We start from the raw sequence: 26,756 nt of genomic DNA on the forward strand, positions 1-26,756 counted from the left end.
ACGGGCGGTATTGCCGCTTCGCAAGTAAAGGAACAGTCATGAGCCAGGAAAGCCACTCTCCGCTCACCGCGCTCGGGCAGGCCGCCCGTTCTGCCGCCCATGTGCTTGCCGTCACCACGACGGCCCAAAAGAACCGTGCGCTGGCCGCCATCGCCGACGCGCTGGAGGCCAATAGCAACGCCATCCTCGCCGCCAACGCCAAGGATATTGAGGTGGCCCGCGCCAGTGGCATGGGGGATGCCATGCTCGATCGCCTGCTGCTGAACGAGGCGCGTCTGGCCGGCATCATCGGCGATGTGCGCAAGGTAATTGTCCTCGACGATCCGGTGGGTAGCGAGCTTGAGAGCCGGGTATTGGAAAATGGCCTGCGCCTGTCGCGGCGCCGGGTACCGATCGGGGTGATCGGGGTCATCTATGAGGCGCGCCCCAACGTCACCATCGACATCGCCAGCCTCTGTCTCAAGACCGGCAACGCCAGCATACTGCGCGGTGGCCGCGAGACCTTCCACTCCAACTTGGTGCTGGTGCAGGTGATCCAGCAGGCGCTGGAGCTAAGCGGCCTGCCGGCGGCCTCGGTGCAGTACATCGACAACCCGGATCGCGCCCTGGTGACCGAGCTGCTGCGCCTCGATCGCTATGTCGACATGATCATCCCGCGCGGTGGCGCCGGCCTGCACAAGATGTGCAAGGAGCAGAGCACCATCCCCGTCATCATCGGTGGCTTTGGCATCAGCCATACCTTTGTCGATGCGAGCGCCGATCTGGCCCGCGCCCTCGACGTGATTGAGAATGCCAAGGTGCAGCGCCCCTCCGCCTGCAATGCCCTCGATACCCTGCTGGTGCATCAGGCCATCGCAGCCGAGTTCCTGCCGGCGCTGGTGGCACGGATGAATCAGCGCCACGTCGCGCTCGTGGCCGATGGCAATGCCAAGGCGCTGCTACAAGGCGCGAAGCAGCTGCGTGAGGCCGGCCCCGAGGATTTCGATACCGAGTGGCTCTCGCTCACCCTGGGGGTCAAGCTGGTCAAGGACGTGGATGAGGCGCTCGCCCATATGCGCGAGCACAACGCCGGCCACTCCGACGCCATCTTGACCAACGATCTCGCCCATGCAGAGCGTTTCATCAACGGCGCCGGCTCGGCGGCGGTCTATGTGAATGCCTCCACCCGCTTTACCGATGGCGGCCAGTTTGGCCTCGGTGCCGAGGTGGCGGTGTCGACCCAGATGCTGCACGCCCGCGGCCCCATGGGGCTGGTGGAGCTGACCAGCTACAAGTGGGTGGGACAGGCAGATTACTTAAGTCGCCCCTGATTTAGTGACGTTGTCGACACAATGCCGGCATGATGCCGGCATTTTCCTTGTCAGGTTTTGCGGTCACGGGTATAAGGGGCAGATGTGCGTCAATGAGGGAGAGAGGCAGAATGCGGCATGGATGGCGAGCGCTGTGGCTCTGTGTGTGGGGCTGGAGCGCCCTGACGTGGGCCCAGCCCAACGACACCTCTTTGTATTACGACTCCGGCTTGGTGCGGGTGCTGAGCGCCGAGGTGTTCAGCAGTGCGCTGGAGAACTACCGCCGCACGCCAGGCAAGCGTAAGTCGGTGCTCACCATCATCGACTACAGCAAGCCATCGAACGAGCCGCGCCTGTTTGTGCTCGATCTGCGGCGAGCCAAGTTGCTGGCTGCGACCTGGGTCAGCCACGGGCGCAACTCGGGGGAGGAGCGCGCCTTCTCGTTCTCGGATCGGCCCGACTCGCTGCAAAGCTCCCTCGGCGTGTTTCGCACCGGCGAGACCTACCTCGGCAAACACGGCTACTCCCTGCGTCTTGACGGCCTCTCGCCGGGCAAGAACCTCAACGCCCGCCGGCGGGCCATCGTGCTGCACGGCGCGGAGTACGCCAGCCCGGCCCACATCAAGCGCTTTGGTAAGCTGGGTCGCAGCTGGGGCTGTCCGGCCGTTCCCCGTGAGCAGGCAGCCCGCATCATCAATCTGATCAAGGATGGCAGCGTGATCTATGCCCATGGCTAGTCGGCGGCTGCCCAACAAAAAGCCGCCCTTCAGGCGGCTTTTATCATTTCCCCATTTACGCCTCTGGTGGCTGGCGCACGATCAGCACCGGGCAGGGGGAGTGGCGCACCACGGCCTCGGCCACGCTGCCGACCAGCAGGTGGGCGATACCGGTACGGCCATGGCTGCCCATGACCACCAGATCGCATTTCTCCTTGGCGGCCAGGGCGGTGATCTCGTCCGGGGCTCGGCCAAAGCAGATCTCGAAGGTGGTCGGTACCGGCAGGCTGGCGGCCAGTTCGGTGAGGTGGGCCTTGGCTTGCTGCTCGAGCTGGAAGGTGATCTCGGCGGCGGTCATGTGCAGGATCTTGTAGCTATCGAACCCCTGCAACTGATCGACCACGTGCACCAGGCGCAGGCTGGCGTTGTGGGTCTGGGCCATGGACACGGCATAGTCGAGCACCGGCTTGGACATGGGAGAAAAATCAACGGGACACAAGATGCTCTGAATGGACATGGGACACTCCTGTGGAGAACGCCGTGAGGCTGGGAAGAAAAAGTGTGAGCGCGTCGCGGTCAATGACGGGCTGCACTGCCGTCTCCTATCTTAAGACGCTAAGATGCAAACAGACACCCTTGTTATGCAGTAACTTGACAGGGAGCAGATTTTTTATGGGTTTCGGGAGAATCCGCAGCATGCGCTGGGTGTGGTTGATAGTGGCGCTGTTGTTGAGCGTCGGGGCACGAGCTGCCGAGCCGCTCAGCATCTACTGCGAACGCTGGCAGGGGTTTTGCGAGCCGGATGGGCGCGGCTTCTATTTCGATCTGGTGCGGGCGGTTTACGAGCCGCGCGGCTATCAGGTGGTGGCCCGTCTCACCCCCTACAAGCGAGCCGTCAAGCTGGTGGTTGAAGGGGAGGCGGACATGACCATAGGGGTCTATCCGAACGAGGTGAACGGCGTGGTATGGCCCACCTTGTCCGCCTTCGCCGACGATGTCAGCGTGCTGATGACCAAGGAGCGGCTCGCGGCCTGGCAAGGTGAGCAGAGCCTGCGTGGCAAGCGGGTGGTGTGGCAGCGTGGCTGGGCCTATGACAAGTACATCCCGGTCACCATGTTCTGGCATGAGGTTGACAGCCACCAGATGGCGCTGCAACTGCTGGAGAAGGGGCGCTACGACTACTACCTCGGCGCCGGTGTGCTGTTTCGTGAGCAGAGCCTGCCGGCCGGCATGGAGTGGCGGCTGCTGCGCTGGTTACCAACCTATCCGGTGTTTGTCGCCTCGACTCGGGGCGAGCAGCTGGCACGGCTGTGGGATGAGGGGCTCCGGCGGCTCTATCGCGATGGAACCCTCCAGGCGCTCTACCGGCGCCATGCCCTGAGCGACTACTTCGACTACTACCGTCAGGCCAGCCGTCAGCCCTGAGACGGCGTCTGGCGCCATGCCTTGGCTTGACGGTCATAGAGCAGCACATTGACCGAGGCGGCCAGGTTCATGCAACCACGGGTTGGCACATAGACCACGTCGCGGCAGCGGCGCAGGATCTCGGGCCCCAGGGTGCCATCCTCCGGGCCGAACAGGTAGAAGGCATTGTGCGGATGCTGGTAGTCGGGCAGGGGAATGGCCCCCTCGATGAGATCCACCGCCACCGGTACCGCGCCCGGCGGCATGGCGGCAAACAGATCATCCACGCCCACCAGCGGGATCTGCTGGGCGATGCGCTTGGTGTCGGTGACGAAGCGGCGCGCCAGATCGAACCTGACCCCGGTATAGAAGATGGCATCAGCGCCATAACAGCCGGCGGCGCGCAGCACAGCGCCGACATTCTCCGGTGACTTCGGATTGACCAACCCCAGGGTAACCTGCTTCATCACTTCTCCTCCCTTATTCAGGGGCGCGATTATAGGCCCATGGCGTTGCCTGCGCATCTCTTGCCGTTTTTGTGCTCGGCCCGACACTTTCGGGGTCGGCGGGTTGCTGGCTGCCTTGAAGAGGAAATAATGGACAAAAGTTGACCTCTGGGTGTTTGTCTATGACGGAACGAGAGCAAGAGGTACTGAGGCTGCTGCGCGAAGATCCGATGATCCCGCAGCAGGAGCTGGCGGATCGGCTCGGCATCAGCCGATCGGCGTTGGCCACGCACATCTCCAGCCTGATGCGGCAGGGATATGTGATGGGGCGCGGCTATGTGCTGCGCGAGGGGCCCTACGCCGTGGTGATCGGCGGCGCCAACATGGATATCTGCGGCCGCGTCCACGGTGAGCTGCGCGGCGGTGACTCCAATCCCGGTTGGGTGCATACGGCGGCCGGCGGGGTGGCGCGCAACATCGCCGAAAACCTGGCTCGCCTTGGCTCCGATACCCGTCTTATCACCGCCGTGGGTAACGATCCCCATGGCCAGCGCCTCATCGAGGCCAGCCAGCAGGCCGGCATCAACATGCGCCACGTGCTGGTGCTCGATGGTCAACCCACCTCATGCTACCTGAGCCTGCATGACGGCAGCGGTGAAATGCTGTGCGCCATCAATGACATGAGCATATTGGAGTCGCTGACCCCGCAGCGCCTCGCCCCGCTCGATGGCCTGCTCGGCGCCGCCCACGCCCTGGTGCTCGACACCAACCTCTCGAGCCAGAGCCTCGGCTGGCTATTTGACCGCTACGGTCATCTGCCTCTCTTCGTCGACACCGTCTCGGTGGCCAAGGTAGAGAAGATCCGCCCCTGGTTGCCGGCCATCCATACCCTCAAGCCCAATCGCCTGGAGGCCGAGCGCCTGTGCGGCATCACGATTGCCGGCCCGGAGAGCTGGCCCATGGTGGCGGCCTGGTTTCACCGCGCCGGGGTGAAGCGGCTGTTCCTCAGCTTAGGAGTGCAGGGGATCTACTACAGCGATGGCGAGCAGCAGGCCCACCTGCCGGTGCTGCCGAGCCCTGTAGTCAATGTGACCGGGGCCGGCGACGCCTTCATGGGGGCGCTGGTGCACGCCTGGTTGCAGGGGATGGCGATGGATCAGAGCGCCCGCTTTGCCCTGGCCTGCGCCGCCTTGGCCGCAGGGAGTGAAGATACCGTGTTTGCCGGCCTTTCACGGGCCGCCGCACAGAGAGTCCTGGAGGAGTATCCATGCTGAACATGCATCTCGATCTGCTGCCTGAGGTGGCCGATGCCTTGGCCATCGGCCGCCCTGTGGTGGCGCTTGAATCCACCATCATCTCCCATGGCATGCCCTACCCACAGAACGTGGAGACGGCGCGCCGGGTCGAGCAGGTGGTGCGTGACAACGGCGCCGTGCCCGCCACCATCGCCATCATGGGCGGCCGGCTCAAGGTGGGGCTCGAGACGGCTGAGCTCGAGGCGCTTGGGCAGGGGGGCGCTGCGGTGATCAAGTGCAGCCGGCGCGACATTCCCTTTGTGCTGGCCGGTGGGGGAATGGGGGCCACGACGGTGGCATCGACCATGATCGTGGCGGCGATGGCCGGGATCCGGGTGTTTGCCACCGGCGGCATCGGCGGCGTGCATCGCGGGGCGCAGGAGAGCTTCGATATTTCGGCCGACTTGCAGGAGCTGGCCCGTACCGAGGTGGCGGTGGTGTGCGCCGGTGCCAAGTCGATCCTCGATATCGGCCTGACCCTGGAGTACCTCGAAACCCAAGGGGTACCGGTGATCGGCTATGGCTGCGAGGAGCTGCCGGCCTTCTACACCCGCGAGAGCGGCTTCAAGGTGGATTACCGCCTCGACTCGGCGGAGGATATCGCCAAGGCATTGCGCCTGAAGTGGGAGTTGGGGCTGAGCGGCGGCGTGGTGGTGGCCAACCCGATTCCTGAGCCCTACGCCATGCCCAAGGCCGACATTGACGATGTGATCCACCAGGCACTGCAAGAGGCCGAGGAGCGAGGGATCAAGGGCAAGGCCGCCACCCCCTTCCTGCTGGCCCGGGTCTGCGAGCTGACCGGGGGCGAGAGCCTGGCGTCCAACATCCGGCTGGTACTGAACAACGCCGAGCTGGGGGCGCGCATCGCCGTTGCCATGGCGGCAGCATGAAAAGAGGGCCGTTCGGCCCTCTTTGGTTTTTGCGGCGCGGCGCCGTTTATCCTGGTGATGCTTATTCCAGGATCTGGCGGGCGTGGATCGGTTGCACCGGACGATTGTTAGGGTGGTGCAACAGCGCCTTGAAGGCGGCAATCTGCTCGGCGCTGGCGGTCATGGGCTGTTTGAGCACCAACCAGCGCACTCCTTCGCTGCACGGGGGGGTGGTGAGGGAGCCGTTGAAGCGATAGACATCCAGCCGGGGTTGCAGCAGTTGGCCGGCATCCAGGGCAGATTTGAGCGCAATGCGCTGCCCGGTGGCCAGTGGCAGGTGGTGCCAGGCGTCGGTGAGCAGTGGGTTGGCTTCTCCTTCCTCGAACATGACGGCCAGCACGGCCAGTTCCCCCTTGTCATTGGCATGTACCAGGTGCGCTTCCAGCGGATAGGATTGGCCGCGGATCTGGTTTTCGCTCGGGGCGTGGAAGTGGAACTGCTTCAGGGTGAACGGCTGCTTGTCGATGAGCAGGGTACTGCCCGCGGCGTAGTCGACCTGAAGGGTGTGACCATTGTTGATCATGCTCGCGCCGCCAGGCTGGTAGTTTGCCTGTGGCAGGGTCAGGGTCGCCTCGACCGTGCCCTCGATGTTGACCGGCGACTGGTTCTGCCCGGCGCACGCCACAAAATCGGGGGAGAGCTTGGCCCAGTGATCGGGGCCCTCGGCGCCCTCATAACCCCAGTGCGGGGCGGCCATGGCGGGAGTGGAGAGCAGCAGGGCGCAGGTCAGCCCGAGAGTGTTTATCTTCATATCCATATCCAGAGTGAACGGAACAAGGCCTCTTGGCACAGCGAAGAGGCGACCGGGGTAAGTTGTTTTGCTGTTGTTTTCCCGGAGGAGCGGCGTCTGGCTCCATCACGGCGTAGGGCGCATCATCATGGCCGATGACCTGGGGGGGAGATTTGGGGCGGATCAATCTTTTGGCGGATAACCGGCGGGGGGCCTTGTGACCCCCCGCCGCTGACTCATTTCTTGGGGCGAAACGGCTTGATGACCGTTTCATCACACTCCAGATAGGGGCCTTCCATCAGGTCGATGCAGTAGGGGATGGCCGGAAAGACGGCATCGAGACATTCGCGGATCGACTTGGGCTTGCCCGGCAGGTTGACGATCAGGCTGTCATCGCGCAGGCCGGCGGTCTGGCGCGACAGGATGGCGGTCGGCACGAACTTGAGCGACTCGGCGCGCATCAGTTCGCCAAAGCCCGGCATCATGCGATCGCATACCGCTTCGGTTGCCTCTGGGGTGACGTCACGCTTGGCCGGGCCTGTGCCTCCCGTGGTGACGATGAGGCAGCACTGCTCTTCATCGGCCAGGGCGATCAGGGTCTGCTCGATGAGGGGTTGCTCATCGGGTACCAGGCGATAGACCGGCTCCCACTCCGAGGTGAGATAGCACTTGAGGGTATCGATGATGGCCTGACCCGAGAGATCTTCATAGACGCCGGCACTGGCGCGATCGCTGACGGTCAGAATACCGATACGGGCGGGTTTCTGGTTCACGGTTGCCTCCTGTTGCTGTCGCGGCACACCTTACCATGCCCTGTCAGACTGCGGCAGATGAGAATATCCAAAGGATTATTAGGAGAATAAATTCTAGCCGTGCTTGGCCTCATGGCACGTTTCCAACGTTCTGAAAAGCCGCTCTTTTTTTCTCATGCTATGGGGCCGGTAGAAATGAGCGGGCAGGAAGGCATGGAAGGGGGGAAGGTTGCGTGCTGTATTGCAAGGGTGGATGAAAAGTGCGCAATTGCCGAGGGATACCATGTCACTGCCCGATTTCGACACGCTCAAGGCGCTGGCACAACAGGATGAGGGGGCGCTCGATGCCTTGCTGGAGGCCCAGATCTCAGCCCTGCTGGAGGCGGCCACTCCCCAATGCCGCGAGCGGCTGCGGGGGTTACAGTTTCGGATCGACTGCGAGAAGCGACTCTCTCACAACCCCATCGAGCGCTGCGTGCGTCTCTCGCGTATGTTGCGTGCCCACTGCACTGAATTGGGCCACAGCCTGAACCGGCTACAAGAAGAGCTGACGGCTCAGCCCGCCAGTGGCGAGGGGCAGGTGATCTCGTTGCAAGAGTGGCGCAGCAGAAAAAAACGGCCGACATGATGTCGGCCGCTCTGTTTCTTAGTGGTCCACCCACACAAATTTGAGGATGAACAGCAGGGCGACCACCAGTACGCACGGGTTGACCTCGCGCCAGCGGCCGGTACCGGCCTTCATCACGCAGTACGAGATAAAGCCCACCGCGATCCCTTCGGTAATGGAGAAGCTAAACGGCATCATGACGGTGGTCATGAAGGCCGGTACGGCTTCGGTCAGATCGTCCCACTCCACCCGGGTCAGCTCGGAGCTCATCAATACCCCCACGTACATCAGGGCGCCGGCGGCGGCGTAGGCCGGCACCATGGCGGCGAGCGGGGAGAAGAAGATGGCGAGCAGGAACAGCAACCCCACCACCACGGCGGTCAGGCCGCTGCGCCCGCCCACGGCCACGCCGGAGCTGCTTTCGATGTAGGCGGTGACCGAGGAGGTGCCCATGAAGGCGCCGCCGACCGAGCTGACGCTGTCGACCATCAGGGCCTGTTTCATGCGCGGGAAGTGACCGCGCTCATCGGCCAGCTTGGCGCGGTTGGTGACGCCAATCAGGGTTCCCGACGAGTCGAACAGGTTGACCAGCATGAAGGAGAAGATGACGCCGGCCAGACCGATGTCGAGCGAGCCCATCAGATCGAGCTGGCCGAATACCGGCTCAATGCTCGGCGGCAGGGAGACCACGCCCTGGAAGGTGACGTCACCGAAGGCCCAGCCGAGGGTTGTGGTGACGGCGATGGCGATCAGCACGGCGGAGTGGATCCCCTTGGAAGAGAGGATGCAGATGAGGAAGAAGCCGAGCGCTCCGAGCAGGCAGGGCAGGGAGGTGAGCTTGCCGACGGTCACCATGGTGGCGGGGCTGGCCACCACCATGCCGGCATTGTGCATGCCGAGCAGGGCGATCAGCAGGCCGATACCGGCGGTGATGCCGACCCGCAGGGAGAGCGGGATGTTGCCGATGAGCCAGTAACGCACCCGGAACACGGTGAGGATCAACAGGCCAATGGCCCCCCAGAAGATGGTGCCCATGCCAATCTGCCAGGAGTACCCCATGCCGCCGACCACCACGAAGGCGAAGAAGGCATTGAGGCCCATGGCGGGGGCCAGCGCGATGGGCAGGTTGGCCAGCAGTCCCATCAGGATGCTGCCGATACCGGCGATGAGGCAGGTGGTGACGAACACCGCCTGGGTGTCCATGCCCGCATTGGAGAGGATCTGCGGGTTGACGAACACGATATAGACCATGGTCAGGAAGGTGGTGATACCGGCGATCACCTCGGTTTTGGCATCAGTGGCATGGCTTTTCAGGCCGAACAGGCGCTCGAGCACTCCCTGCCCGGTGGCGTGGTGCGATTGGGTCATCTCTCTTTCCGTTTGATTCCAGTTGGGGGATGGTCTGGGTGACCAGACCGCACATTTTGGCACAAGGGGGGGCGCTCACAAACGGGAAAATGACCGCAACGTCGCCGAAAGACAAACGTTTTTAAAAAAGGGAGTCGCAGGGGGCCGGTCACTCAATCCAGTGAGGCGAGATAACGCTCGACCAGCCTGGCCAGGGTCTCATCGATGCGCTCACGCAGCTGGGGCAGGCTGACGCCGGTTTGGGCCAGGTATTGGCTCGCCTGCTCCTCGCTGAGGCGGCGGCTGGCCAGGTGAAACTCCAGCTCATCGAGCCGCTTGTCGTGGCGCGGGACAATCTGCCACTGCACCCTGTCGGGTTCGAGGCGTGGGAAGAGTTGCATGGCGAGGGTGCAAAACGGCGCGATATGCTGCGGCCCATCCGGCCCGAGGCAGCCGGGCTCGATGCGAAACAGCAGGGTCAGCTTGGGTAGTGGCATGACGCTCTCCCGGTCTGGAGGTGGGGGGCGTAACAAGAAGGGGAGCCGAGGCTCCCCTTCACCTGCTTCACCGGTTTACTTGGTGATGCGCTTGTACTTGGCGCGGTGCGGCTGGATGGCCTCGGCGCCGTAGGTCTTCTTCTTCCACTCTTCGTATTCGGTGAAGTTGCCTTCGAAGAACTCGATCTTGCCCTCGTCCTGATAGTCCAGGATGTGGGTGGCGATCCGGTCGAGGAACCAGCGGTCGTGGGAGATGACCATGGCGCAGCCGGGGAACTCGAGCAGGGCGTTCTCGAGGGCGCGCAGGGTTTCGATGTCCAGATCGTTGGTCGGTTCATCCAGCAGCAGCACGTTGCCGCCGGTTTGCAGCAGCTTGGCCAGATGCAGACGGCCACGCTCACCACCGGAGAGCTCGCCGACCCGCTTCTGCTGGTCGGAGCCCTTGAAGTTGAAGCGGCCGATATAAGCCCGGCTCGGGAACTCGTAGTTGCCGATACGCAGGATGTCCTGACCGTCGGCGACTTCCTCGAACACCGTCTTCTTGTCATCCATGCTGTCACGGAACTGATCCACCGAGGCCAGCACCACGGTCTCACCCAGGGTGATGCTGCCGGCATCCGGCTGCTCTTGGCCCGACATCATGCGAAACAGGGTCGACTTACCGGCACCGTTGGGGCCGATGATGCCGACGATGGCGCCCTTGGGAATAGTGAAGGAGAGATCATCGATCAGCACCCGATCCCCGTAGGACTTGCGCAGGTTGGCCACTTCCACCACCTTGTCGCCGAGGCGCGGTCCGGGCGGAATGAACAGCTCGTTGGTCTCGTTGCGCTTCTGGTAGTCGTTGGTGTTGAGCTCCTCGAAGCGGGCCATACGGGCCTTGGACTTGGCCTGGCGCCCCTTCGGGTTCTGGCGTACCCACTCCAGCTCTTTCTCGATGGACTTGCGACGGGCCGCCTCGGTGCTGGCTTCCTGAGCCAGACGGGCGTCTTTTTGCTCCAGCCAGGAGGAGTAGTTGCCTTCCCAGGGAATGCCCTCGCCGCGGTCGAGCTCCAGGATCCAGCCGGCCACGTTGTCGAGGAAGTAACGGTCGTGGGTGATGGCCACGACGGTGCCTTCATAGTCGTGCAGGAAGCGCTCCAGCCAGGCCACGGACTCGGCGTCCAGGTGGTTGGTGGGTTCGTCCAGCAGCAGCATGTCCGGCTTTTCCAGCAGCAGACGGCACAGGGCCACCCGGCGGCGCTCACCCCCGGAGAGGTGCTTGATCTGGGCATCCCAGGCCGGCAGGCGCAGGGCATCGGCGGCGCGCTCGAGCTGGTTGTCCAGGTTGTGGCCGTCGTGGGCCTGGAGGATCGCCTCCAGCTCGCCTTGCTCCTTGGCCAGCTTGTCGAAGTCGGCATCCGGATCGGCGTAGGCGGCGTACACCTCGTCGAGACGGGTCATGGCACGTTTCACCTCGCCCATGGCCTCCTCGACCGCATCGCGCACGGTCTGCTCCGGATCGAGCTTGGGCTCCTGAGGCAGGTAGCCAATCTTGATGCCGGGCTGCGGACGGGCTTCCCCTTCGATCTCGGTGTCGATGCCGGCCATGATGCGCAGCAGGGTGGACTTACCGGCGCCGTTCAGGCCGAGCACGCCAATCTTGGCGCCCGGGAAGAAGGAGAGGGAGATGTTTTTGAGAATATGACGCTTGGGCGGCACGACCTTGCCAACCCTGTTCATGGTGTAAATAAATTGAGCCATTGGCTAATTCTCTTTTCTTTTCAGGATGCTGGCAGACGCGCCCGCTCCCTGGGGCCGAGGTGGGGCCGGGGCGCAGCCCCGGTTCCAGAAAACCCGCCGATTGTAAACCAAGGGGAAAATAAAGGCGACCGGCGCCAGGCGAGGCTGCTAATGGGGCCGGGGATGACCACCGTAGTAGAGCACCCGCTGCACATACTCCTGGGTCTCCTGATAGGGGGGAATGCCGCCATAACGGGTGACCGCATTCTCACCGGCGTTGTAGGCGGCGCTGATCCGCACCCAGTCGCGGCCGAACTGCCCCTCGAGCCACTTGAGGTAGGTCATGGCCCCACGAATGTTCTGCTCGGCATCAAACGGCCGGGTCACGCCGAAGCGCTGCTGGGTGGCCGGGATGAGCTGCATCACTCCCTGGGCATTTTTCGGCGAGATGGCGCCGCTGTCGAGGTTGGACTCGGCGATGGCGATGGCCAGCGCCAGTTTGGGATCGACCCGATGGCGCTGGGCCGCCTGACGGATCAGGGTGGCCAGCCGCTGCTTGGCCGGTGTCTGGCGGGCCAGGTAACGCTCCATGTTAAAGGGGGTGTCAGGACGGATGAAGGGGGCGCCGCCGCCACCGCCGGCGCCACAGTGGCCGAGGGGGGCGTTGCCGACCTTGTTGTTGTAATAGCGCGCCGCCTGTGGGTTGCCAAGGCGCATGGCCATGGCGAGGTAGGCGTTGGCTTGGCGGGCATTGCGGCGCACCAGCAGGCGGCCGATGCGGTAGTAGGCCTCGGGGTTGCCGAGCTTGGCTGCGGTGCAGTAGTGGGCGATGGCCTGACCTATCTGGCCACTGCGTTCAACCTGTTGGCCGCGTTGCAGCGCCGAAACTGCCTTGGGCGCCTGACGGAAGGGGGTGGCATCGGCCGCGCCGAGCAGCAGCCCCAGCAGCAGGGGCCAGCAGCGGCAGAGGAGGGTGTCCTTCATTGAGATGTTCTCCTGACATGCCTCAACAGATATAGGAATCGAGCTGGGGTTTCGCCAGCCTGGCAGTGGATCCTGTTGTTCTTTCCCGTCATGACAGAGAACGAAACGATATGGAACTTTTTCTCCTGGCCACGTGGCCAAGGGGGAGTGGGGGGCCAGGAACGGCGCTCTGGTCATGTTTTCATCCACTGGGCTGGGCCATAATCGAGGGTGAGCCAGATGGGGGCAGGAGGGGCCATGACTGAGCAGGAGATCCGGGTGAGCGTGGTGGTGCCAGCCAAGGATGAGTGCGACAGCCTGGCTTCGCTGGTGGCCGAGATAGGCGCCGCACTGGCGGAGGAGGCCCATGAGCTCATCATCGTCGATGACGGCAGTCAGGATGGCACTGCGGCGTTGCTCGGCGAGTTGGGCCGCCGCTATCCGACCCTGCGCGTGGTGCGCCACGCCCACTGCGCCGGCCAGAGCATGGCGGTGCTGAGTGGGGCGCGCTGCGGAAGGGGCGCATGGCTGGTGGTGCTCGATGGCGACGGCCAGAACGACCCGGCCGACATTCCGGCCATGCTGGCCGAGGCGCGGTGCCGTTTCGCCGGCTCAGCGCACCGGGTGGGGCTGATTGGCCACCGGGTGGTGCGCCGCGACGACTGGATCAAGCGCCTCTCCTCCTGGCTCGCCAATCGCTACCGGGGGGCGCTGCTGGGGGATGGGATCCCCGATGCGGGGTGCGGCCTCAAGGTGGTGCGCCGCGACTGGTATCTGCGGCTGCCGGCCTTTGATCACATGCACCGCTTCATTCCCGCCCTGCTGCGGGCGCAGGGTGCAGAGATGGCCCCCTGGCCGGTCAATCACAGGCCACGGCGGGCCGGGGTCTCCAAGTACGGGGTGCGCAACCGCTTCTGGCCCGGTCTGCTGGATGTGCTCGGCGTCTGGTGGCTGCTGCGGCGTACTCGGGTGGTTGAGGCGCAGGAGTGGAAGGGATGATGGAGTGGCTGACCGCTCCCCTGCCGTGGCCGGTGCCGCAGGCGTGGCAGCTGACCGGCTGGACGCTGGTCGGCTACTGCGGCGCCCTGCTGTTTGGCAGCCGCTGGCTGGTGCAGTTCTGGGCCTCGCGCCGGGCCGGAAGGCCGGTGATCCCGCGCCTCTTTTGGTACATGAGCGTGCTCGGCAGCCTGATGGCGCTGAGCTACTTCCTGCTCTCCCCGCAGCGCGATTCGGTGGGGGCGCTGCAAAACCTGTTTCCCGCCTTCACGGCCGGCTACAGCCTCTACCTCGACATCCGTCACCGGGGTTGGCGTGGCCGCAAGGGGGATGCGCGAGGTGAGCCATGGTGAGCGATCGTCTCTTGCTGCGCCAGCAGTCGCTGGGTGGCCTGTTGCTGCTGGCGTTGCTGTTGCTGGGAACCGGGCTGGGGCTGCGCGACCCCTGGCCGGCCGACGAGCCGCGCTTTGCCCTGGCTGCGTTGCAGATGGTGCAAAGCGATCAGTGGCTGTTCCCGATGCGCGGCGGCGAGCTGTATGCCGACAAGCCGCCCCTGTTCATGTGGGCCATCGCCCTCGGTTACCAGTTGACCGGATCGCTGCGCATCGCCTTTTTGCTGCCCTCCCTGTGCGCGGCGCTGCTCATTCTGGCGCTGGTGTGGGATCTCGGCCGCCGCCTCTGGTCGCGCGAGACCGGCTTTAGCGCCGGCCTGTTGCTGCTGTTCACCCTCCAGTTCACCTTGCAGGCGAAGACGGCGCAGATCGATCTGTTTGCCACCGCCTTCGTGATGCTGGCCCTCTACGGCCTGCTGCGTTTCCTGCTGTGTGGCGATGGCTGGCGCTGGTACTGGCTCGGCTGGTTTGCCGCCGGGCTGGGGGTTATCAGCAAGGGCATCGGCGTGCTGGCCCTGCTGGTGTTGCTGCCGGCACTGCTGACCCACTGGCAGGCCGTTCGGGCGAGCAGGTGGCGAGCTTGGCTCGCGGCGCTGGCCGGGCCGCCTGTCATGGCGGCGGCCATGGCCCTGTGGCTGGCCCCCATGCTGCTGGCGGTGAGCCAGAGCGGCGATCCCCAGCTGCTGGCCTACCGTGACGAGATCCTGCTGCGCCAGACGGTGACCCGCTATTTTGACGCCTGGCACCACCTCAAGCCGTTCTGGTACTACGTCACCGAGGTGATCCCTCTGTTCTGGCTGCCCCTCTCGCTGCTGCTACCCTGGCTCATCCCCGAGTGGGTCAAGGCGGTGCGCAGCCGCGATCACCGCTTCATCCTGCTGCTTGGCTACCTGCTGCTGGTGGTGCTGCTCTTCTCATTCTCGGCCGGCAAGCGCGGGGTCTACCTCACCCCGGCCACCCCGGCGCTGGCGCTGCTGGCGGCCCCCCTCATCGGCCGGGTGTTGCAACGGCGCTGGCCGGCGCGGCTGCTGCTCGGGCTTGGCATGTTGCTGGGGCTGGTGGGCATGGGCGGGGCGCTGGCGCTGCGTTTGAGCGAGCGCCTGCTGGCGAGGCTGGATGGGGAAGGGGAGGCGCTGTGGCTGCCGCTGCTGCTGTTTGGCCTGCTGGCCCTGCTGCTGACGCTGCGCCTGCGCCGGGCGCCGCTCACGGCCGTCTGCGCCGTGCTGGGCGCGGGCTGGCTCATCTACTCGGGCTGGATCTGCGTGCAGCTCAATACGCTGCGCACCCCGGCGGCCATCATGGCCGAGGCGGCCGCCCGGCTGCCCCCGCAAGGGGAGCTGCTCGTGACCGGATTTAAGGAGCAGCAGCTGCTGTTTGCCCGCTCGCCGCTGCGCCACTACGGCTATCGCCTCGGTGGTGAGGAGCAGGGGCGGGCGGCGGCGGCCTGGGTGGTCGGGGCGCCGATGCGCCGAGTGCTTGGCCCAAGCGACATCATGGGCCTGTGCTTTGAGCCGGCGCAGATGACGCGCCTCGGCCATCGCCATCGCACCGACTGGTGGCTGGCCGATGCCGCCGCGCTCAAGGCGTCGTGCCGTGGCCTGCCCATCACGCTGGAGCCTTACCGCTACCGGCCCGTGCTTTAGACCCGGTAGTAGTCCAGGTACCAGTCGACGAACGCCTTGACCCCTTCGCAGACTCCGGTCTGAGGCCGGTAGCCGGTGGTCGCCAGCAGCGGGGCGCTGTCGGCCCAGGTGGCCGCCACATCCCCCGGCTGCATCGGCAGCAGGCGCCGGCGCACCGGTCGCCCCAGCGCTTGCTCGATCGCCTCGACAAACGTCTCGAGGCGCACCGGCTCGCCATGGCCGATGTTGTAGAGCCGATAGGGGGCCGGGCTGGCATCGGCCTCTCCCCGCCAGGTCGGGCACCCCTGGGGCGGCCGCTCGGTGATGCGCAGCACCCCCTCGACGATGTCGTCTATGTAGGTGAAATCCCGCGCCAGCTCCCCGTGGTTGTAGAGATCGAGCGGCTCGTCGGCGAGGGCGGCGCGCACGAACTTGAACAGGGCCATGTCGGGACGCCCCCAGGGGCCGTAGACAGTGAAAAAGCGCAGCCCCGTGGTGGGGATGGCGTAGAGGTGTGAGTAGGAGTGGGCCATCAGCTCGCCGGCCCGCTTGCTGGCGGCGTAGAGCGAGACCGGGTGGCCGGCCGGGGCATCGGCGCGGGAGGGCAAGCTGCCCTCCAGGCCGTAGACCGAACTGGAGGAGGCATAGATCAGGTGGCCGACCCCATGGTGGCGGCACCCCTCGAGCACGCTCAGCATGCCGGTGATGTTGCTCTCGCTGTAGGCGAACGGCTGCTCCAGTGAGTGGCGCACCCCGCCTTGGGCCGCCAGGTGGATCACCCGCTCGAAGCGCCCCTCGGCAAACAGGCTGTTGATGGCCGGGAGGTTGCACAGATCCTGCTCGACGAAGCGAAAGCCGGGCAGGGCCAGCAGCCTCGCCAGCCGCGCCCGCTTGAGGTTGACGTCGTAGTAGTGGTTGAGGTTGTCGAGCCCGACCACCTGATGGCCGGCGGCACACAGGCGCGCCGCCACATGAAAGCCGATGAAGCCGGCAGCGCCGGTAACCAGATAGTTCATCTCACACCATTTCTCGATGAGGTTGCCTTAGCTTGATGCTATACGGTGGCCGGGCCGCGGGGGAGTCGGGGCGCCATTGTAATATTTTGGTGCAGCCCGTGTAACGCCAGAATGACGCGCCCTGTTTTGGGGCGCATCACCGGGCTATTGTGATCCGGCTCACCGAAAATAGACTCGCCAGCATCACCCGATCCAGTGATCAGGATCTGCCGTTTCTCTCTTGTCGCCAACAGGTACATGTTATGGATAACCGCCCCCATCCCCTCTATGAGGATGCTCTCGCCTTGCTGACCGCCTCGGGCTTTGTCTCCCTCGGCATCTTCCTGTTCCACCAGGTGGGGCTGCTCACCGGCGGCACCGCCGGTCTGGCCTTGCTGCTGCAACAGATCACGGGCGTGAGCTTTGGCCTGCTCTTTTTTGGCATCAACCTGCCCTTCTACGCGCTGGCCTGGCTGCGCATGGGGCCGCGCTTCACCCTCAACACCTTCCTCTCGGTGGCGGCGGTCTCGTGGATGACGGATCACCTCAACGCCGTGTTGCTCATTGGCAAGGTGGAGCCGCTCTACGCCGCCCTCATCGGCGGCTCCCTGATCGGCATGGGGCTGCTCATCATGTTCCGCCACCGCTCCAGCCTGGGTGGCTTCAACATCCTGGCGCTGTTTATTCAGGAGCGCGTCGGCATTCGCGCCGGCAAGCTGCAAATGGGGCTCGATTGCGCCATCGTCATCGCCTCCTTCTTCGTGGTGTCGCCCTGGTTGCTGCTGCTTTCCATCGTGGCGGCCATCTTCTGTAACCTGGTGTTGACGCTCAACCACAAGCCGGGCCGCTATCAGGTGGCCTGAATCACGAAAAGGGGCCTTGGGGCCCCTTTTTCATACCACCAGCGGAGTGTCGCCATCGTGCAGCACCCGCGCCGGGTAGCCGTAGAGCCGCTCGATCAGGGGGGGAGTGAGCACCTCGCGCGGTGGGCCGTCGGCCATCAGATTACCCTGTGCCAGCATCACCAGTCGATCGGCATGGCGCGCCGCCAGGTTCAGATCGTGCAGCACCACCAGCACGGCGGTTTCGCGTCCCGCCAGGGCGCGGGCCATGGTCAGCAGTTGGTGCTGGTGCTTGAGATCGAGCGCCGAGGTGGGCTCATCGAGCAGCAGCAGGCGCGGCGCTGGCGGGGTGTCGGGGTGTTGCCACAGCTGGGCCAATACCCGGGCAAACTGCACCCGCTGGCGCTCGCCCCCGGAGAGGGAGGGATAGTGCTGGCCGGCGAGGTGGCTCACCCCGGCGTGCGCCATGGCCGCCGCCGTGATGCGATCGCGCTGGTGGCCAGGCTCGCTGTGGGGCAGCCGTCCCATGGCGACCACCTCCTCGCACAAAAAGGGGAAGCTCAGCGACGAACTCTGGGGCAGCACCCCGAGGCGCTGGGCCAGCTGGTTGGCCGGCCATGCCTCGCGCGGGCGGCCGAACAGGGTTATCTCCCCATCGCAGGCCAGCTCCCCGCTGATGCACTTGAGCAGGCTGCTCTTGCCGGCCCCGTTGGGGCCGAGCAGGGCGGTAACGCTGCCCGCCTCGAGCGTGAGATCGAGCCGGTCGAGGAGGCGGCGGCCGCTGCGCAGCAGGGTGAGCTGGCGGCAGGTCAGCAGTGGCATGAAGACTCCTAGAGGTGCTTGCGCCCCTGCACCAGCAGCCAGAGAAAGAAGGGGGCGCCGAGCAGGGCGGTGATGATGCCGACCGGCAGCTCGGCTGGGGCCAGCAGGGTGCGGGCCAGCATGTCGGCGGCCAGCAGCAGGGTGGCGCCGAGCAGGGCCGACAGCGGCAGCAGGCGGTGGTGGTTGGGGCCGGCCAGCAGGCGCACCAGATGAGGCACGACGAGGCCGATGAAGCCGATGAGGCGCACACCGCGACCGCCACACCGACCCCGGCGGCGGTGAGCAAAATGAGGCGCCGTTTGAGGGGCTGCACCGCCACGCCGAGGTGGCGCGCCTCCGACTCCCCGAGCAGCAGGGCGTTGAGGGGGCCGGCGTCACGCTGGAACAGCGCCAGCAGCAGCCCCAGCGTCAGCATGGCGAGCAGGACGTCGGCCGGCTTGCCGGCCGCCAGGCTCCCCATCTGCCACAGGCTCAGGTTGCGCAGCATCTGATCGTCGGCCAGGTAGGTGAGCAGGCCAATGGCGGCGCCAGAGAGGGCGGTGATGGCCACCCCGGCCAGCAGCATGACGGTGACCGAGGTGCCTTCTTCGCGGGTGCCGAGCAGGTAGACCAGGGTGGTGGTGAGCGCGCCGCCGAGAAAGGCCAGCAGGGGCAGCACGCCAACACCGATGGTGCGTTGCAGGTCAGTGCCGAGCGGCGCCAACAGTACGATGGCCAGCGCCGCCCCGAGCGCGGCCCCGCCCGAGACGCCGATGATGCCGGGGTCGGCCAGCGGATTGCGAAACAGGCCCTGCATCACGGCGCCGCACAGACCGAGGATCCCGCCCACCGCGACGCAGAGCAGGGTGCGTGGCAGGCGGATCTCCTGCACCACCAGCTGTTGGTGGGGGGCCAGGGTCGAGCCCGGCAGCAGGGCGCCGAGACTCTCGCCAAGGCTGAGCGAGAGTGGCCCGGTCGCCAGCGAAAGCAGGCCGAGCAACAGCAACAGGCCAGTCAAGGCCAGCAGCAGAGGCGGCAGGGGCAGGCGGCGCAGTGTGGCCATGACTCAGCGCATCCAATCGGTGATGTGGCGGGCCTGGGTCAGGGCGCTGAGGGAGAGGCCCCCCAGTAGGGCCTGCCCATCGATGGCGTGGATGGCGCCGCGCTGTCCGGCCGGGGTGGCGGCCAGCGCCGGTACCTCGGCCAGTACGGTGGCGGCATCCTGATAGTGCTGCCATTCGCGGCCGCTCACCAGCACCAGCTCGGGCTGCATCTTGATGAGGGATTCGGCGGCGATGGGCTTGTAACCCTGGAGTGCGGCCCCGAGGTGCTCACCCCCCGCCAGCCGGATCAGGGCGGCCGCCGTGGTGTCGCCGCCGGCCAGGCTCAGCGGCTGCCCTTTGTGCAGCAGCAGGAAGGCGACCTTGCGCGCCGGTTGTCCGGCCCGTCGGGCCGCCAGGGCTTCGGCCTCGGCGGCGATCTTCTCTTTCAGTGCCTTGGCCTCGGGGGCGCGGCCGAGCACCCCGGCCAGGGTGTCGATGCGCTGGTAGAGGTTGTCCAGGGTCGGTGCGGTGGGTAGCTCGTTCACCGTGACCCCGGCCCGGGTGAGCTGATCGAGGGTCGCTTGCGGCCCCATCTCGTCGCTGCCGATGACCCGGCTCGGCGCCAGGCTTAAGATCCCCTCGGCGGCCAGAGCCCGGTGATAGCCGACCTTGGGCACCTTGAGGCCCTGGCTGCTCAGGTCGGTGGCGATGACCTGCTCCCCCGCTCCGAGCGCCTGCAACAGCTCGGTGGTGGCGGGGCCAATGCTGACGATGCGCTCGGCAGCAGAGAGGGATGGGGCAGCCAGCAGGGTGGCGAGGGCGATGCGGCAGAGCACGCGTCCGATACGAGACTCCATGGCAAGTGGCTCCAGAGAGGAAAATGAGGGTGGGCCGCAGCATAACAAGGGCAACATCAAAATGCACTGGTAATGATAGTTATTATCAATTGCATTTATTCATTCTCTTCTCGTAAAGTAGTGCTCACGTTGAGCGTGCAGAACGATGGGGAGACGATGACCATTGCACAACAGATCCACCACCTGCTGACCGAGGATCCGGACTTGCACCCTTCCCGCATCGCCACCACCCTGGGGGTGAGCGAGTGGGACGTGGTGCGCCACCTGCCGGCCGAGCTGGTGACCCTGCTGCCGGGGGAGCAGGCCGAGTCACTGCTGGGGCAGCTGGCCGACTGGGGGCCCGTCACCACGATTGTCGAGTCTTGCGGCTCAATCTTCGAGGTGAAGGCCCCCTTCCCGCCGGGCAAGTGCGCGCGTGGCTACTACAACCTGATGGGCCGCGACGATGAGCTGCATGGTCACCTCAAGCTCGACGCCGTGGCCCACATCGCCCTGGTGAGCAAGCGTTTCATGGGCAAGGAGGGGCACTCCTTCCAGTTTTTCGATGCGGCGGGGCGCTGCATCTTCAAGATCTATCTGGGCCGTGACCACCAGCGCCACCTCTTGCCGGAGCAAGTGGCGCGCTTCATGGCCCTGCGCAAGGGAGTCATCCATGAGTGAACGTCAAGAGCGCCTGCAAGGCAGGCTGCAACCGGAGATCCGTGCGTTTCGCGACGCCTGCCGCACCGTGCAGCTGGCCACCGTCGATGGCGAAGGGGTGCCCAACGCCAGCTATGCGCCGTTCGTGCTGCAAGAAGATGGCTATTACGTGCTCATCTCCGAGATCGCCCGCCATGCCCGCAACTTGCAGCAGGTGCCGCGTGTCTCGCTGATGCTGATCGAGGATGAAGGGGCCGCCCGCGAGCTGTTTGCCAGAAAGCGGCTCACCTTCGATGCCAGCGCCGAGGTGGTGGCGCGCGATGATCCCCGCTGGACCGTCGCCGTGGCGGCGCTGGAGGGGCGCTTTGGCGAGATTGTTAGCGGGCTCTCCAACCTCAAGGACTTCGTGCTGTTTCGCTTAACGCCCGAGCAGGGGCTGTTTGTGAAGGGATTCGGCCAGGCGTTTCGCGTGAGCGGTGACGAGCTGGTGGATGTTGTTCATCTGGCCGAGGGGCACAGGCGCATCGACAACGATGCCGAGATCGCCACCCCAGCCGATGAGCTGCGCTAAGGGCGAAGAGGAGCAACGGGCAGCCACGGCTGCCCGTTCTGTTTTCTGCGGCATCAGGGCCATGGGCGGGCTCGGCTGCTCAACTCAGTGGCCGTCGACGCCATGGCCTGAGTGAAGGTGAACGAGGGTAGCTCGTTGTAGCGCTGCTGATACTCCTTGGCAAAGCGGCCCAGCTGGCTGAAACCGCAGTCGAGGGCGATCAGCGAGACACTCTCGTGGCGCTGGGCATTGAGCAGGCGCCGGCGCACCTCCCGAAACCGCAGCTCCCGGAAATAGGCGATGGGAGAGCAGCCGTAGAAGTGGTGAAAGTCGTGATAGAGCTTCTTCTTGGCGACGCCGGCCGTGCGTTCGAGATCGGCCAGCGTCAGCGGTTGATCCAGCATCTCTTCCATCATGCTGACCAGCTCGTGCAAGTAATCCGGTCGTCTGAGCAGGCGGGCCTCGAGCTGCTGGCTGTAGTTGTGGGGCTGATGCTGCAACAGCAGCGACAGCAGAATGTCCTGATAGGCCGTCCAGATGGTGCTGTGGTCGACGAGGGAGTAGGGGTTGAGCAGCATGTTGCTCAGCGAGCCGATGGTGTGCCACCAGAGCCCCATTTCGCCGTTCAGGGCGATGCCGGGCTCGAAGATCACCGGTCGGGTGATATCGCGGTTGAGCAGGGTGGCGAGCTTGTGCTCTAGCGCCTCCCGGGAGACCCGCACCTGACGTTTGCGGCAGTGGGCATCGAGTGAGAGACGAAAAGGGTGGCCTGGCGAGATGATCAGTCCCTGCTCGGCATCCGACTCCACGCAACTTTTCAGGTGTTCAAACTGCTGGGTGCCCGAGATGGGCAGGCTGATGCTGTAACTGTGCAACAGATCGTCGGTCTTGATGCTGACGTCGGTTTCGTAGGCGAGCATACCCAGTGCCAGATGACCCAGGCGTATGCCCTGATGGTGAAAACGCAGGTGGTGAGGATGAGGGGTTTCCAACTCATGGGGGCCGCAAATCTGGCTCATCCAGTCACGGGCAGACGTGGTGCTGCAAAACTCGACATTGATGATCTCCTTGCGCAGCTCACTTTGCTTGTGCTGACGCCGTTTCATGTCTCTTCCTCCTGAACATCCCTGTTGTGGTTCCGAACAACTCCTTGTTCAGATCTGTCCGCCTCACTTCCTTTTCTCAGCCCGCCATAAGACGCCACATTAACAAAAATAAAACAACACAATTGGTGTGTGAAAATCATACATTGCTGTTTTTTATCGTTATTATTTTTGTCTGTATTTATTTTGCGCAAAGTTGTGACTTGTGTTGGTTAACGAAAAGATAACAAGAAGTGGCTATCGATTGTGCAGGAAGTGAATAGTGTTCGGATTTGTTCGCTGGCTATCCTTGGCCCACTTGCACAACTGTGCTTAGGAGGGAAACGAAACATGGGAACCCAAAGGGATTTGGCTCAGTGGCAGCAATACGTTCAGCAGAGCCTGGATTTTCGGCCCGACGAAGGCATTTTCCGTGTCGCTCGGGATATTTTCACGGAGCCGGCGTTGTTCGATCTGGAGATGGAGCTGATTTTCGAAAAGCAGTGGATTTTTGCCTGTCATGAAAGTCAGATTGCCAATCCGAACGACTTCATCACCATGCAGGCTGGCCGCCAGCCGATGATCATCACCCGCGACAGCCGGGGTGAGCTGCATGCGCTGGCCAATACCTGCCAGCACAGAGGCGCCACCCTGACCCGGGTGTGCAAGGGCAATCAGTCCACCTTTACCTGCCCGTTCCACGCCTGGGCCTACAAGTCAGACGGCCGTCTGGCCAAGGTCAAGGCGAGTGAGGAGTATGCCCCCGACTTCGATCGGGAGTGCCGCGGCCTGAGAAAGGCACGCATCGCCAGCTACCGGGGTTTTGTCTTCATCAATCTGGATCAGGCATCGACCCTGAGCCTGGAAGATTACCTGGGCGATACCCGCCTGTTCCTGGACATGATGGTGGAGCAGTCGGCGACCGAAGAGTTGGAGGTGTTGCCTGGGCAGTCCACCTATACCTTCGACGGCAACTGGAAGCTGCAAACCGAGAACGGGCTGGATGGTTATCACGTCAGCACGGTGCACTTTAACTACGTCAGCACGGTGCAGCATCGCCGCGAGATCGACTCGCACAAACCCGATCAGGTCAATGCCACCCTCGACTACAGCAAGCTGGGGGCCGGTGACAAGAACACCGACGATGGCTGGTTCTCATTCCCGTACGGGCACAGCGTGCTGTTTAGCGACATGCCCAACCCTGAAGTGCGTCCCGGTTATCACACCGTCATGCCGCGCCTGCGCGAGCGCCACACCGAAGAGTGGGCGCAGTGGGCCATGCACCGGCTGCGTAACCTCAATATCTACCCCAGCCTGTTCTTCATGGATCAGATCAGCTCCCAGTTGCGGATCATCCGCCCTGTGGCCTGGGACAAGACCGAAGTGATCAGCCTCTGCCTGGGGGTCAAGGGGGAGTCGGCGCAGGACAGGGAGAACCGCATTCGCCAGTTCGAAGACTTCTTCAACGTCTCCGGCATGGGCACCCCGGACGATCTGGTGGAGTTTCGCGAATCCCAGCGCGGCTTCGAGGCGCGGCTTTCACCCTGGAGCGACATCTCGCGTGGTTACCACCAGTGGCAGCGAGGGGAGACGCACAACAGCCGGATCCTCGGCATTAAGCCGGTGATCACGGGCATCGAGTGCACCCACGAGGGGCTCTATGTGAATCAGCACCAGGCGTGGCAGCAAACCATGCTCGACGGTTTGCAGCAAAAGATGAAGCAGGAGGCATAACACCATGGCGCTCCAACACGATTTGGAACAGTTCTTCTATCAGCTTTCCGGTTACTGCGATGAGCAGGATTGGGATCGCTATGTGGCGCAGTTCGCCCCTGATTGCGAGTTGCATATCCCCCAGTGGGACAGCGAGCACCGCTACACCCAGGACCCCAAGACCGAGATGTCGCTGATGTACTACCCCAACCGGGGCGGGCTCGAGGATCGGGTCTTTCGGATCCGCACCGGCAAATCCGCGGCTTCCAATCCGATGCCGCGCACCCTGCACCTGATCAACAACGTGCGGCTGACCGAGCTGGAGGGCGGTGAGGTGCAGGCCAAGGTGAACTGGGTGACCCACTACTACCGCTTTGGCGAGGCGAGCAGCTTCTTCGGGGTGGCCCACTACCGCCTGCGCCAAGAGCAGGGGAGCTGGCTCATCACTTACAAGCAGTCGATCCTGTTCAACGACAAGATCAACGCGGTGCTCGATTTCTATCACGTCTAACGGATGGGGTGTCATGTCATATTCTGCTGCGATCGTATTTCGTGACGGCAACACCCGCTTCATCCGGGTGAATGAGAACGAGTTGCTGATCGATGCTGCTCTGCGCCAGGGCGTCACGCTGCCGGTCGATTGCCGCGAGGGTGTCTGTGCAACCTGTCGCTGCCACTGTGAGTCGGGCGAGGTGGATCTCGACTACGTGGATGATGAAGCGCTAACCCGTGAGGAACTGCAGGCCGGCCATGTGCTGGCCTGTCAGACCCGCCTGCGTTCGGCCGCTTCCTTCTATTTCGATGTGGACGCGGCCCTGTGCAGCGTCTCACCGCAACGCTACCAAGGGGTGGTCAGCGCCGTGGATCTGGTTTCCGATTCGGTGGTGACGCTGGATGTCACCCTGGAGGGGGCCGAACACCTGCGCTTCCTGCCGGGTCAGTATGCCCGCCTCCAGGTGCCGGGCAGCGACAGCTGGCGCGCCTACTCCTTTGCCAATGGTGAGGTGGTCAAAGGGCAGATCCGTTTTCTGATCCGCCTGCTGCCCAGCGGGGCCATGAGCGACTACCTGCGCCAGCGTGCCCAGCCGGGGGACCCCATCGCACTGGATGCCCCTTTCGGCGCCTTCTACCTGCGGGAAGTGACCCGGCCGCTGCTGATGGTGGCGGGGGGCACTGGCCTCTCGGCGTTTCTCAGCATGCTGGATCGCCTGGAGCAGCAAGGGGCCCGCTACCCGATACGCCTGTGCTATGGCGTGACCAAGGAGGGGGATCTGTGCGAGCTGGCGCGGCTGGAGGAGTACAAGCAGCGCCTGCCCGATTTTGACTATCAGGTGATCGTCATGGCGCCTTCCGCTCAGTGGCAGGGGCGCCAAGGGGTGGTGTGCGATCTGTTTGACCCCGGTTTTCTCGATACCCCCTTCGATGCCTACCTGTGTGGCCCGCCGCCCATGATAGAGGCGACCCAGCAGTGGCTGGCCAGTCATCCGGTCGCCGAGCATCACCTCTATTTCGAAAAATTTGTATCCAGCTAACTGAGCAAGGTGATGACTCCCTGACGCCATGGGCGTTGGGTTGGGCGTGTATTACCTGACATCCAACAGGATTGGAGACGTGAACAATGACAAAACTCAAGGCCGCCATCATAGGGCCGGGCAACATAGGCACGGATCTGCTGATGAAGATGCAGCGCTCCGAATGGATCGAGCCAGTCTGGATGGTCGGCATCGATCCCCTCTCCGAGGGGTTGCAGCGCGCCCGTGAGATGGGGATCAAGGTGAGCGACAGCGGGGTCGATGGCCTGCTGCCCCATGTGCTGGAGGACGACATCCGGATCGCATTCGATGCCACGTCGGCCTATGCCCATGCCGAGAACAGCATCAAGCTCAACGAGCTGGGAGTGGTCATGATCGACCTGACCCCGGCCGCCATCGGCCCCTTCTGTGTGCCCCCGGTCAACCTCAAGCAACATGCGGCCCAGCTGGCCATGAACGTCAACATGGTCACCTGTGGCGGACAGGCCACCATCCCCATGGTGGCGGCGGTCTCGCGGGTGCAGCCGGTGGCCTATGGCGAAATCATTGCCACCGTCTCCTCCCGCTCGGTCGGGCCAGGCACCCGCAAGAACATCGACGAGTTCACCCGTACCACGGCCAAGGCCGTCGAGCAGGTGGGCGGGGCCCGCGAGGGCAAGGCCATCATCATCATCAACCCGGCCGAGCCCCCCTTAATGATGCGCGACACCGTGCACTGCCTGCTCGATGAGGAGCCGGATCAGGCGGCCATCACCCGCTCGGTGCTGGAGATGGTCGAGCAGGTGCGTCGCTACGTACCCGGCTACACCCTGGTCAACGGCCCGGTCTTCGATGGCCGCAAGGTCTCGCTGTTCCTGGAGGTGGCCGGGCTGGGGGACTTCCTGCCCACCTATGCCGGCAACCTGGACATCATGACGGCGGCGGCACTGCATACCGCCGAGATGCTGGCCATGGAGATCGCCAGCCACACCATCACACTGCCAGCGCGAGGATAA

The 26,756-nt window shown here is 64.3% G+C and carries 28 protein-coding genes and 1 pseudogene; 16 read left to right on the forward strand and 13 right to left on the reverse strand.

Annotated features, from left to right (window positions below):
• Positions 1 to 38 precede the first annotated feature (38 nt).
• Positions 39 to 1,310 (forward strand): glutamate-5-semialdehyde dehydrogenase, encoded by a 1,272-nt coding sequence (locus BN1134_RS09705; protein WP_042046904.1) that lies wholly within the window; start codon positions 39 to 41, stop codon positions 1,308 to 1,310.
• A gap of 110 nt (positions 1,311 to 1,420) precedes the next feature.
• On the forward strand, positions 1,421 to 2,026 hold the full coding sequence (locus BN1134_RS09710; RefSeq protein ID WP_404800049.1) for a murein L,D-transpeptidase catalytic domain family protein: 606 nt from the start codon (positions 1,421 to 1,423) through the stop codon (positions 2,024 to 2,026).
• 55 nt (positions 2,027 to 2,081) lie between these two features.
• Here the strand turns inward: BN1134_RS09710 and BN1134_RS09715 are convergent, their stop codons facing one another.
• Positions 2,082 to 2,522 carry a universal stress protein gene (locus BN1134_RS09715; protein ID WP_042046906.1) on the reverse strand — a complete coding sequence of 147 codons (441 nt, stop codon included), beginning with the start codon at positions 2,520 to 2,522 and terminating at the stop codon, positions 2,082 to 2,084.
• A gap of 155 nt (positions 2,523 to 2,677) precedes the next feature.
• On the opposite strand from BN1134_RS09715, the gene BN1134_RS09720 reads away from it, so the two are divergent.
• Positions 2,678 to 3,430 (forward strand): substrate-binding periplasmic protein, encoded by a 753-nt coding sequence (locus tag BN1134_RS09720; RefSeq protein ID WP_332309659.1) that lies wholly within the window; start codon positions 2,678 to 2,680, stop codon positions 3,428 to 3,430.
• Here BN1134_RS09720 and BN1134_RS09725 read toward each other — a convergent pair.
• A complete protein-coding gene (locus BN1134_RS09725) occupies positions 3,421 to 3,876 on the reverse strand; it encodes an RNA methyltransferase (protein ID WP_042046909.1) in 456 nt (151 codons plus the stop codon). The genes BN1134_RS09720 and BN1134_RS09725 overlap by 10 nt on opposite strands.
• A gap of 161 nt (positions 3,877 to 4,037) precedes the next feature.
• Here BN1134_RS09725 and BN1134_RS09730 point away from each other — a divergent pair, with 161 nt between their 5' ends.
• Together BN1134_RS09730 and BN1134_RS09735 are read left to right on the forward strand one after the other, a co-directional pair.
• Positions 4,038 to 5,129: a PfkB family carbohydrate kinase gene (locus BN1134_RS09730; protein ID WP_042046910.1), complete on the forward strand. Its 1,092-nt coding sequence runs from the start codon at positions 4,038 to 4,040 to the stop codon at positions 5,127 to 5,129.
• On the forward strand, positions 5,123 to 6,040 hold the full coding sequence (locus BN1134_RS09735) for a pseudouridine-5'-phosphate glycosidase (RefSeq protein WP_042046913.1): 918 nt from the start codon (positions 5,123 to 5,125) through the stop codon (positions 6,038 to 6,040). Before BN1134_RS09730 ends, BN1134_RS09735 begins: the two co-directional genes overlap by 7 nt.
• A 61-nt stretch (positions 6,041 to 6,101) precedes the next feature.
• Here BN1134_RS09735 and BN1134_RS09740 read toward each other — a convergent pair whose 3' ends face one another.
• Positions 6,102 to 6,830: a carbonic anhydrase gene (locus BN1134_RS09740; RefSeq protein ID WP_042046915.1), complete on the reverse strand. Its 729-nt coding sequence runs from the start codon at positions 6,828 to 6,830 to the stop codon at positions 6,102 to 6,104.
• A gap of 215 nt (positions 6,831 to 7,045) precedes the next feature.
• Positions 7,046 to 7,582, reverse strand: a complete 537-nt coding sequence (gene mog / locus BN1134_RS09745) for a molybdopterin adenylyltransferase (protein ID WP_042046916.1) — start codon at positions 7,580 to 7,582, stop codon at positions 7,046 to 7,048.
• A gap of 262 nt (positions 7,583 to 7,844) precedes the next feature.
• Here mog and BN1134_RS09750 point away from each other — a divergent pair, with 262 nt between their 5' ends.
• Entirely contained in the window at positions 7,845 to 8,189 is a 345-nt protein-coding gene (locus BN1134_RS09750; RefSeq protein WP_042046917.1) for a DUF3135 domain-containing protein, read from the forward strand.
• Between the two features lie 18 nt (positions 8,190 to 8,207).
• Here BN1134_RS09750 and BN1134_RS09755 read toward each other — a convergent pair whose 3' ends face one another.
• The 4 genes from BN1134_RS09755 to BN1134_RS09770 all read right to left on the reverse strand — a co-directional run bounded on the left by BN1134_RS09755 (position 8,208) and on the right by BN1134_RS09770 (position 12,718).
• The gene (locus BN1134_RS09755; protein WP_042046920.1) at positions 8,208 to 9,536 is read right to left on the reverse strand and encodes an NCS2 family permease; all 1,329 of its coding nucleotides are present in this window, start codon (positions 9,534 to 9,536) and stop codon (positions 8,208 to 8,210) included.
• A 152-nt stretch (positions 9,537 to 9,688) separates the two neighbouring features.
• Positions 9,689 to 10,012: a hypothetical protein gene (locus tag BN1134_RS09760; protein ID WP_042046921.1), complete on the reverse strand. Its 324-nt coding sequence runs from the start codon at positions 10,010 to 10,012 to the stop codon at positions 9,689 to 9,691.
• Between the two features lie 75 nt (positions 10,013 to 10,087).
• Positions 10,088 to 11,755, reverse strand: coding sequence for an energy-dependent translational throttle protein EttA (gene ettA / locus BN1134_RS09765; protein ID WP_042046923.1), 1,668 nt, complete (start codon positions 11,753 to 11,755; stop codon positions 10,088 to 10,090).
• A gap of 147 nt (positions 11,756 to 11,902) precedes the next feature.
• On the reverse strand, positions 11,903 to 12,718 hold the full coding sequence (locus tag BN1134_RS09770; protein WP_042046924.1) for a lytic transglycosylase domain-containing protein: 816 nt from the start codon (positions 12,716 to 12,718) through the stop codon (positions 11,903 to 11,905).
• Between the two features lie 237 nt (positions 12,719 to 12,955).
• On the opposite strand from BN1134_RS09770, the gene BN1134_RS09775 reads away from it, so the two are divergent.
• The 3 genes from BN1134_RS09775 to BN1134_RS09785 are packed head-to-tail and all read left to right on the forward strand — an operon-like array spanning position 12,956 to position 15,728.
• Positions 12,956 to 13,696 carry a glycosyltransferase family 2 protein gene (locus BN1134_RS09775; protein WP_042046925.1) on the forward strand — a complete coding sequence of 247 codons (741 nt, stop codon included), beginning with the start codon at positions 12,956 to 12,958 and terminating at the stop codon, positions 13,694 to 13,696.
• Positions 13,693 to 14,046, forward strand: coding sequence for a lipid-A-disaccharide synthase N-terminal domain-containing protein (locus BN1134_RS09780; RefSeq protein ID WP_198133163.1), 354 nt, complete (start codon positions 13,693 to 13,695; stop codon positions 14,044 to 14,046). The genes BN1134_RS09775 and BN1134_RS09780 overlap by 4 nt, the downstream gene beginning before the upstream one ends.
• Entirely contained in the window at positions 14,040 to 15,728 is a 1,689-nt protein-coding gene (locus BN1134_RS09785) for an ArnT family glycosyltransferase (protein WP_042046927.1), read from the forward strand. The genes BN1134_RS09780 and BN1134_RS09785 overlap by 7 nt, the downstream gene beginning before the upstream one ends.
• On the opposite strand, the gene BN1134_RS09790 is transcribed toward BN1134_RS09785, so the two are convergent.
• Positions 15,725 to 16,723 (reverse strand): NAD-dependent epimerase/dehydratase family protein, encoded by a 999-nt coding sequence (locus tag BN1134_RS09790; RefSeq protein ID WP_042046928.1) that lies wholly within the window; start codon positions 16,721 to 16,723, stop codon positions 15,725 to 15,727. The two genes, BN1134_RS09785 and BN1134_RS09790, sit on opposite strands and share 4 nt — an antisense overlap.
• A 242-nt stretch (positions 16,724 to 16,965) precedes the next feature.
• Here BN1134_RS09790 and BN1134_RS09795 point away from each other — a divergent pair, with 242 nt between their 5' ends.
• A complete protein-coding gene (locus tag BN1134_RS09795) occupies positions 16,966 to 17,565 on the forward strand; it encodes a YitT family protein (protein WP_042046929.1) in 600 nt (199 codons plus the stop codon).
• 30 nt (positions 17,566 to 17,595) lie between these two features.
• On the opposite strand, the gene BN1134_RS09800 is transcribed toward BN1134_RS09795, so the two are convergent.
• The 3 genes and pseudogenes from BN1134_RS09800 to BN1134_RS09810 all read right to left on the reverse strand — a co-directional run bounded on the left by BN1134_RS09800 (position 17,596) and on the right by BN1134_RS09810 (position 20,245).
• Complete coding sequence (locus tag BN1134_RS09800) at positions 17,596 to 18,366, reverse strand: heme ABC transporter ATP-binding protein (protein WP_042046930.1); 771 nt, start codon at positions 18,364 to 18,366, stop codon at positions 17,596 to 17,598.
• Positions 18,367 to 18,374: 8 nt separating this feature from the next.
• Positions 18,375 to 19,399, reverse strand: a pseudogene (locus BN1134_RS09805) (FecCD family ABC transporter permease).
• 12 nt (positions 19,400 to 19,411) lie between these two features.
• The gene (locus BN1134_RS09810; protein ID WP_156991729.1) at positions 19,412 to 20,245 is read right to left on the reverse strand and encodes a heme/hemin ABC transporter substrate-binding protein; all 834 of its coding nucleotides are present in this window, start codon (positions 20,243 to 20,245) and stop codon (positions 19,412 to 19,414) included.
• A 156-nt stretch (positions 20,246 to 20,401) separates the two neighbouring features.
• On the opposite strand from BN1134_RS09810, the gene hutX reads away from it, so the two are divergent.
• Together hutX and hutZ are read left to right on the forward strand one after the other, a co-directional pair.
• Positions 20,402 to 20,905, forward strand: coding sequence for a heme utilization cystosolic carrier protein HutX (hutX, locus tag BN1134_RS09815; protein ID WP_042046931.1), 504 nt, complete (start codon positions 20,402 to 20,404; stop codon positions 20,903 to 20,905).
• Entirely contained in the window at positions 20,898 to 21,455 is a 558-nt protein-coding gene (gene hutZ / locus BN1134_RS09820; RefSeq protein ID WP_042046932.1) for a heme utilization protein HutZ, read from the forward strand. Before hutX ends, hutZ begins: the two co-directional genes overlap by 8 nt.
• A 53-nt stretch (positions 21,456 to 21,508) precedes the next feature.
• Here the strand turns inward: hutZ and BN1134_RS09825 are convergent, their stop codons facing one another.
• Positions 21,509 to 22,540 carry an AraC family transcriptional regulator gene (locus BN1134_RS09825; protein ID WP_052449464.1) on the reverse strand — a complete coding sequence of 344 codons (1,032 nt, stop codon included), beginning with the start codon at positions 22,538 to 22,540 and terminating at the stop codon, positions 21,509 to 21,511.
• Between the two features lie 327 nt (positions 22,541 to 22,867).
• Here BN1134_RS09825 and antA point away from each other — a divergent pair, with 327 nt between their 5' ends.
• From antA to BN1134_RS09845, 4 genes are all read left to right on the forward strand, one after another.
• On the forward strand, positions 22,868 to 24,250 hold the full coding sequence (gene antA, locus BN1134_RS09830; RefSeq protein ID WP_042046933.1) for an anthranilate 1,2-dioxygenase large subunit: 1,383 nt from the start codon (positions 22,868 to 22,870) through the stop codon (positions 24,248 to 24,250).
• A 4-nt stretch (positions 24,251 to 24,254) separates the two neighbouring features.
• On the forward strand, positions 24,255 to 24,740 hold the full coding sequence (gene antB, locus BN1134_RS09835; RefSeq protein WP_042046934.1) for an anthranilate 1,2-dioxygenase small subunit: 486 nt from the start codon (positions 24,255 to 24,257) through the stop codon (positions 24,738 to 24,740).
• Positions 24,741 to 24,753: 13 nt separating this feature from the next.
• Complete coding sequence (antC, locus tag BN1134_RS09840; RefSeq protein WP_042046935.1) at positions 24,754 to 25,761, forward strand: anthranilate 1,2-dioxygenase electron transfer component AntC; 1,008 nt, start codon at positions 24,754 to 24,756, stop codon at positions 25,759 to 25,761.
• Positions 25,762 to 25,847: 86 nt separating this feature from the next.
• Complete coding sequence (locus BN1134_RS09845; protein ID WP_042046936.1) at positions 25,848 to 26,756, forward strand: acetaldehyde dehydrogenase (acetylating); 909 nt, start codon at positions 25,848 to 25,850, stop codon at positions 26,754 to 26,756.

The sequence above is a fragment of the Aeromonas simiae genome (assembly GCF_000820125.1).
GTDB classification, from domain to species: domain Bacteria; phylum Pseudomonadota; class Gammaproteobacteria; order Enterobacterales; family Aeromonadaceae; genus Aeromonas; species Aeromonas simiae.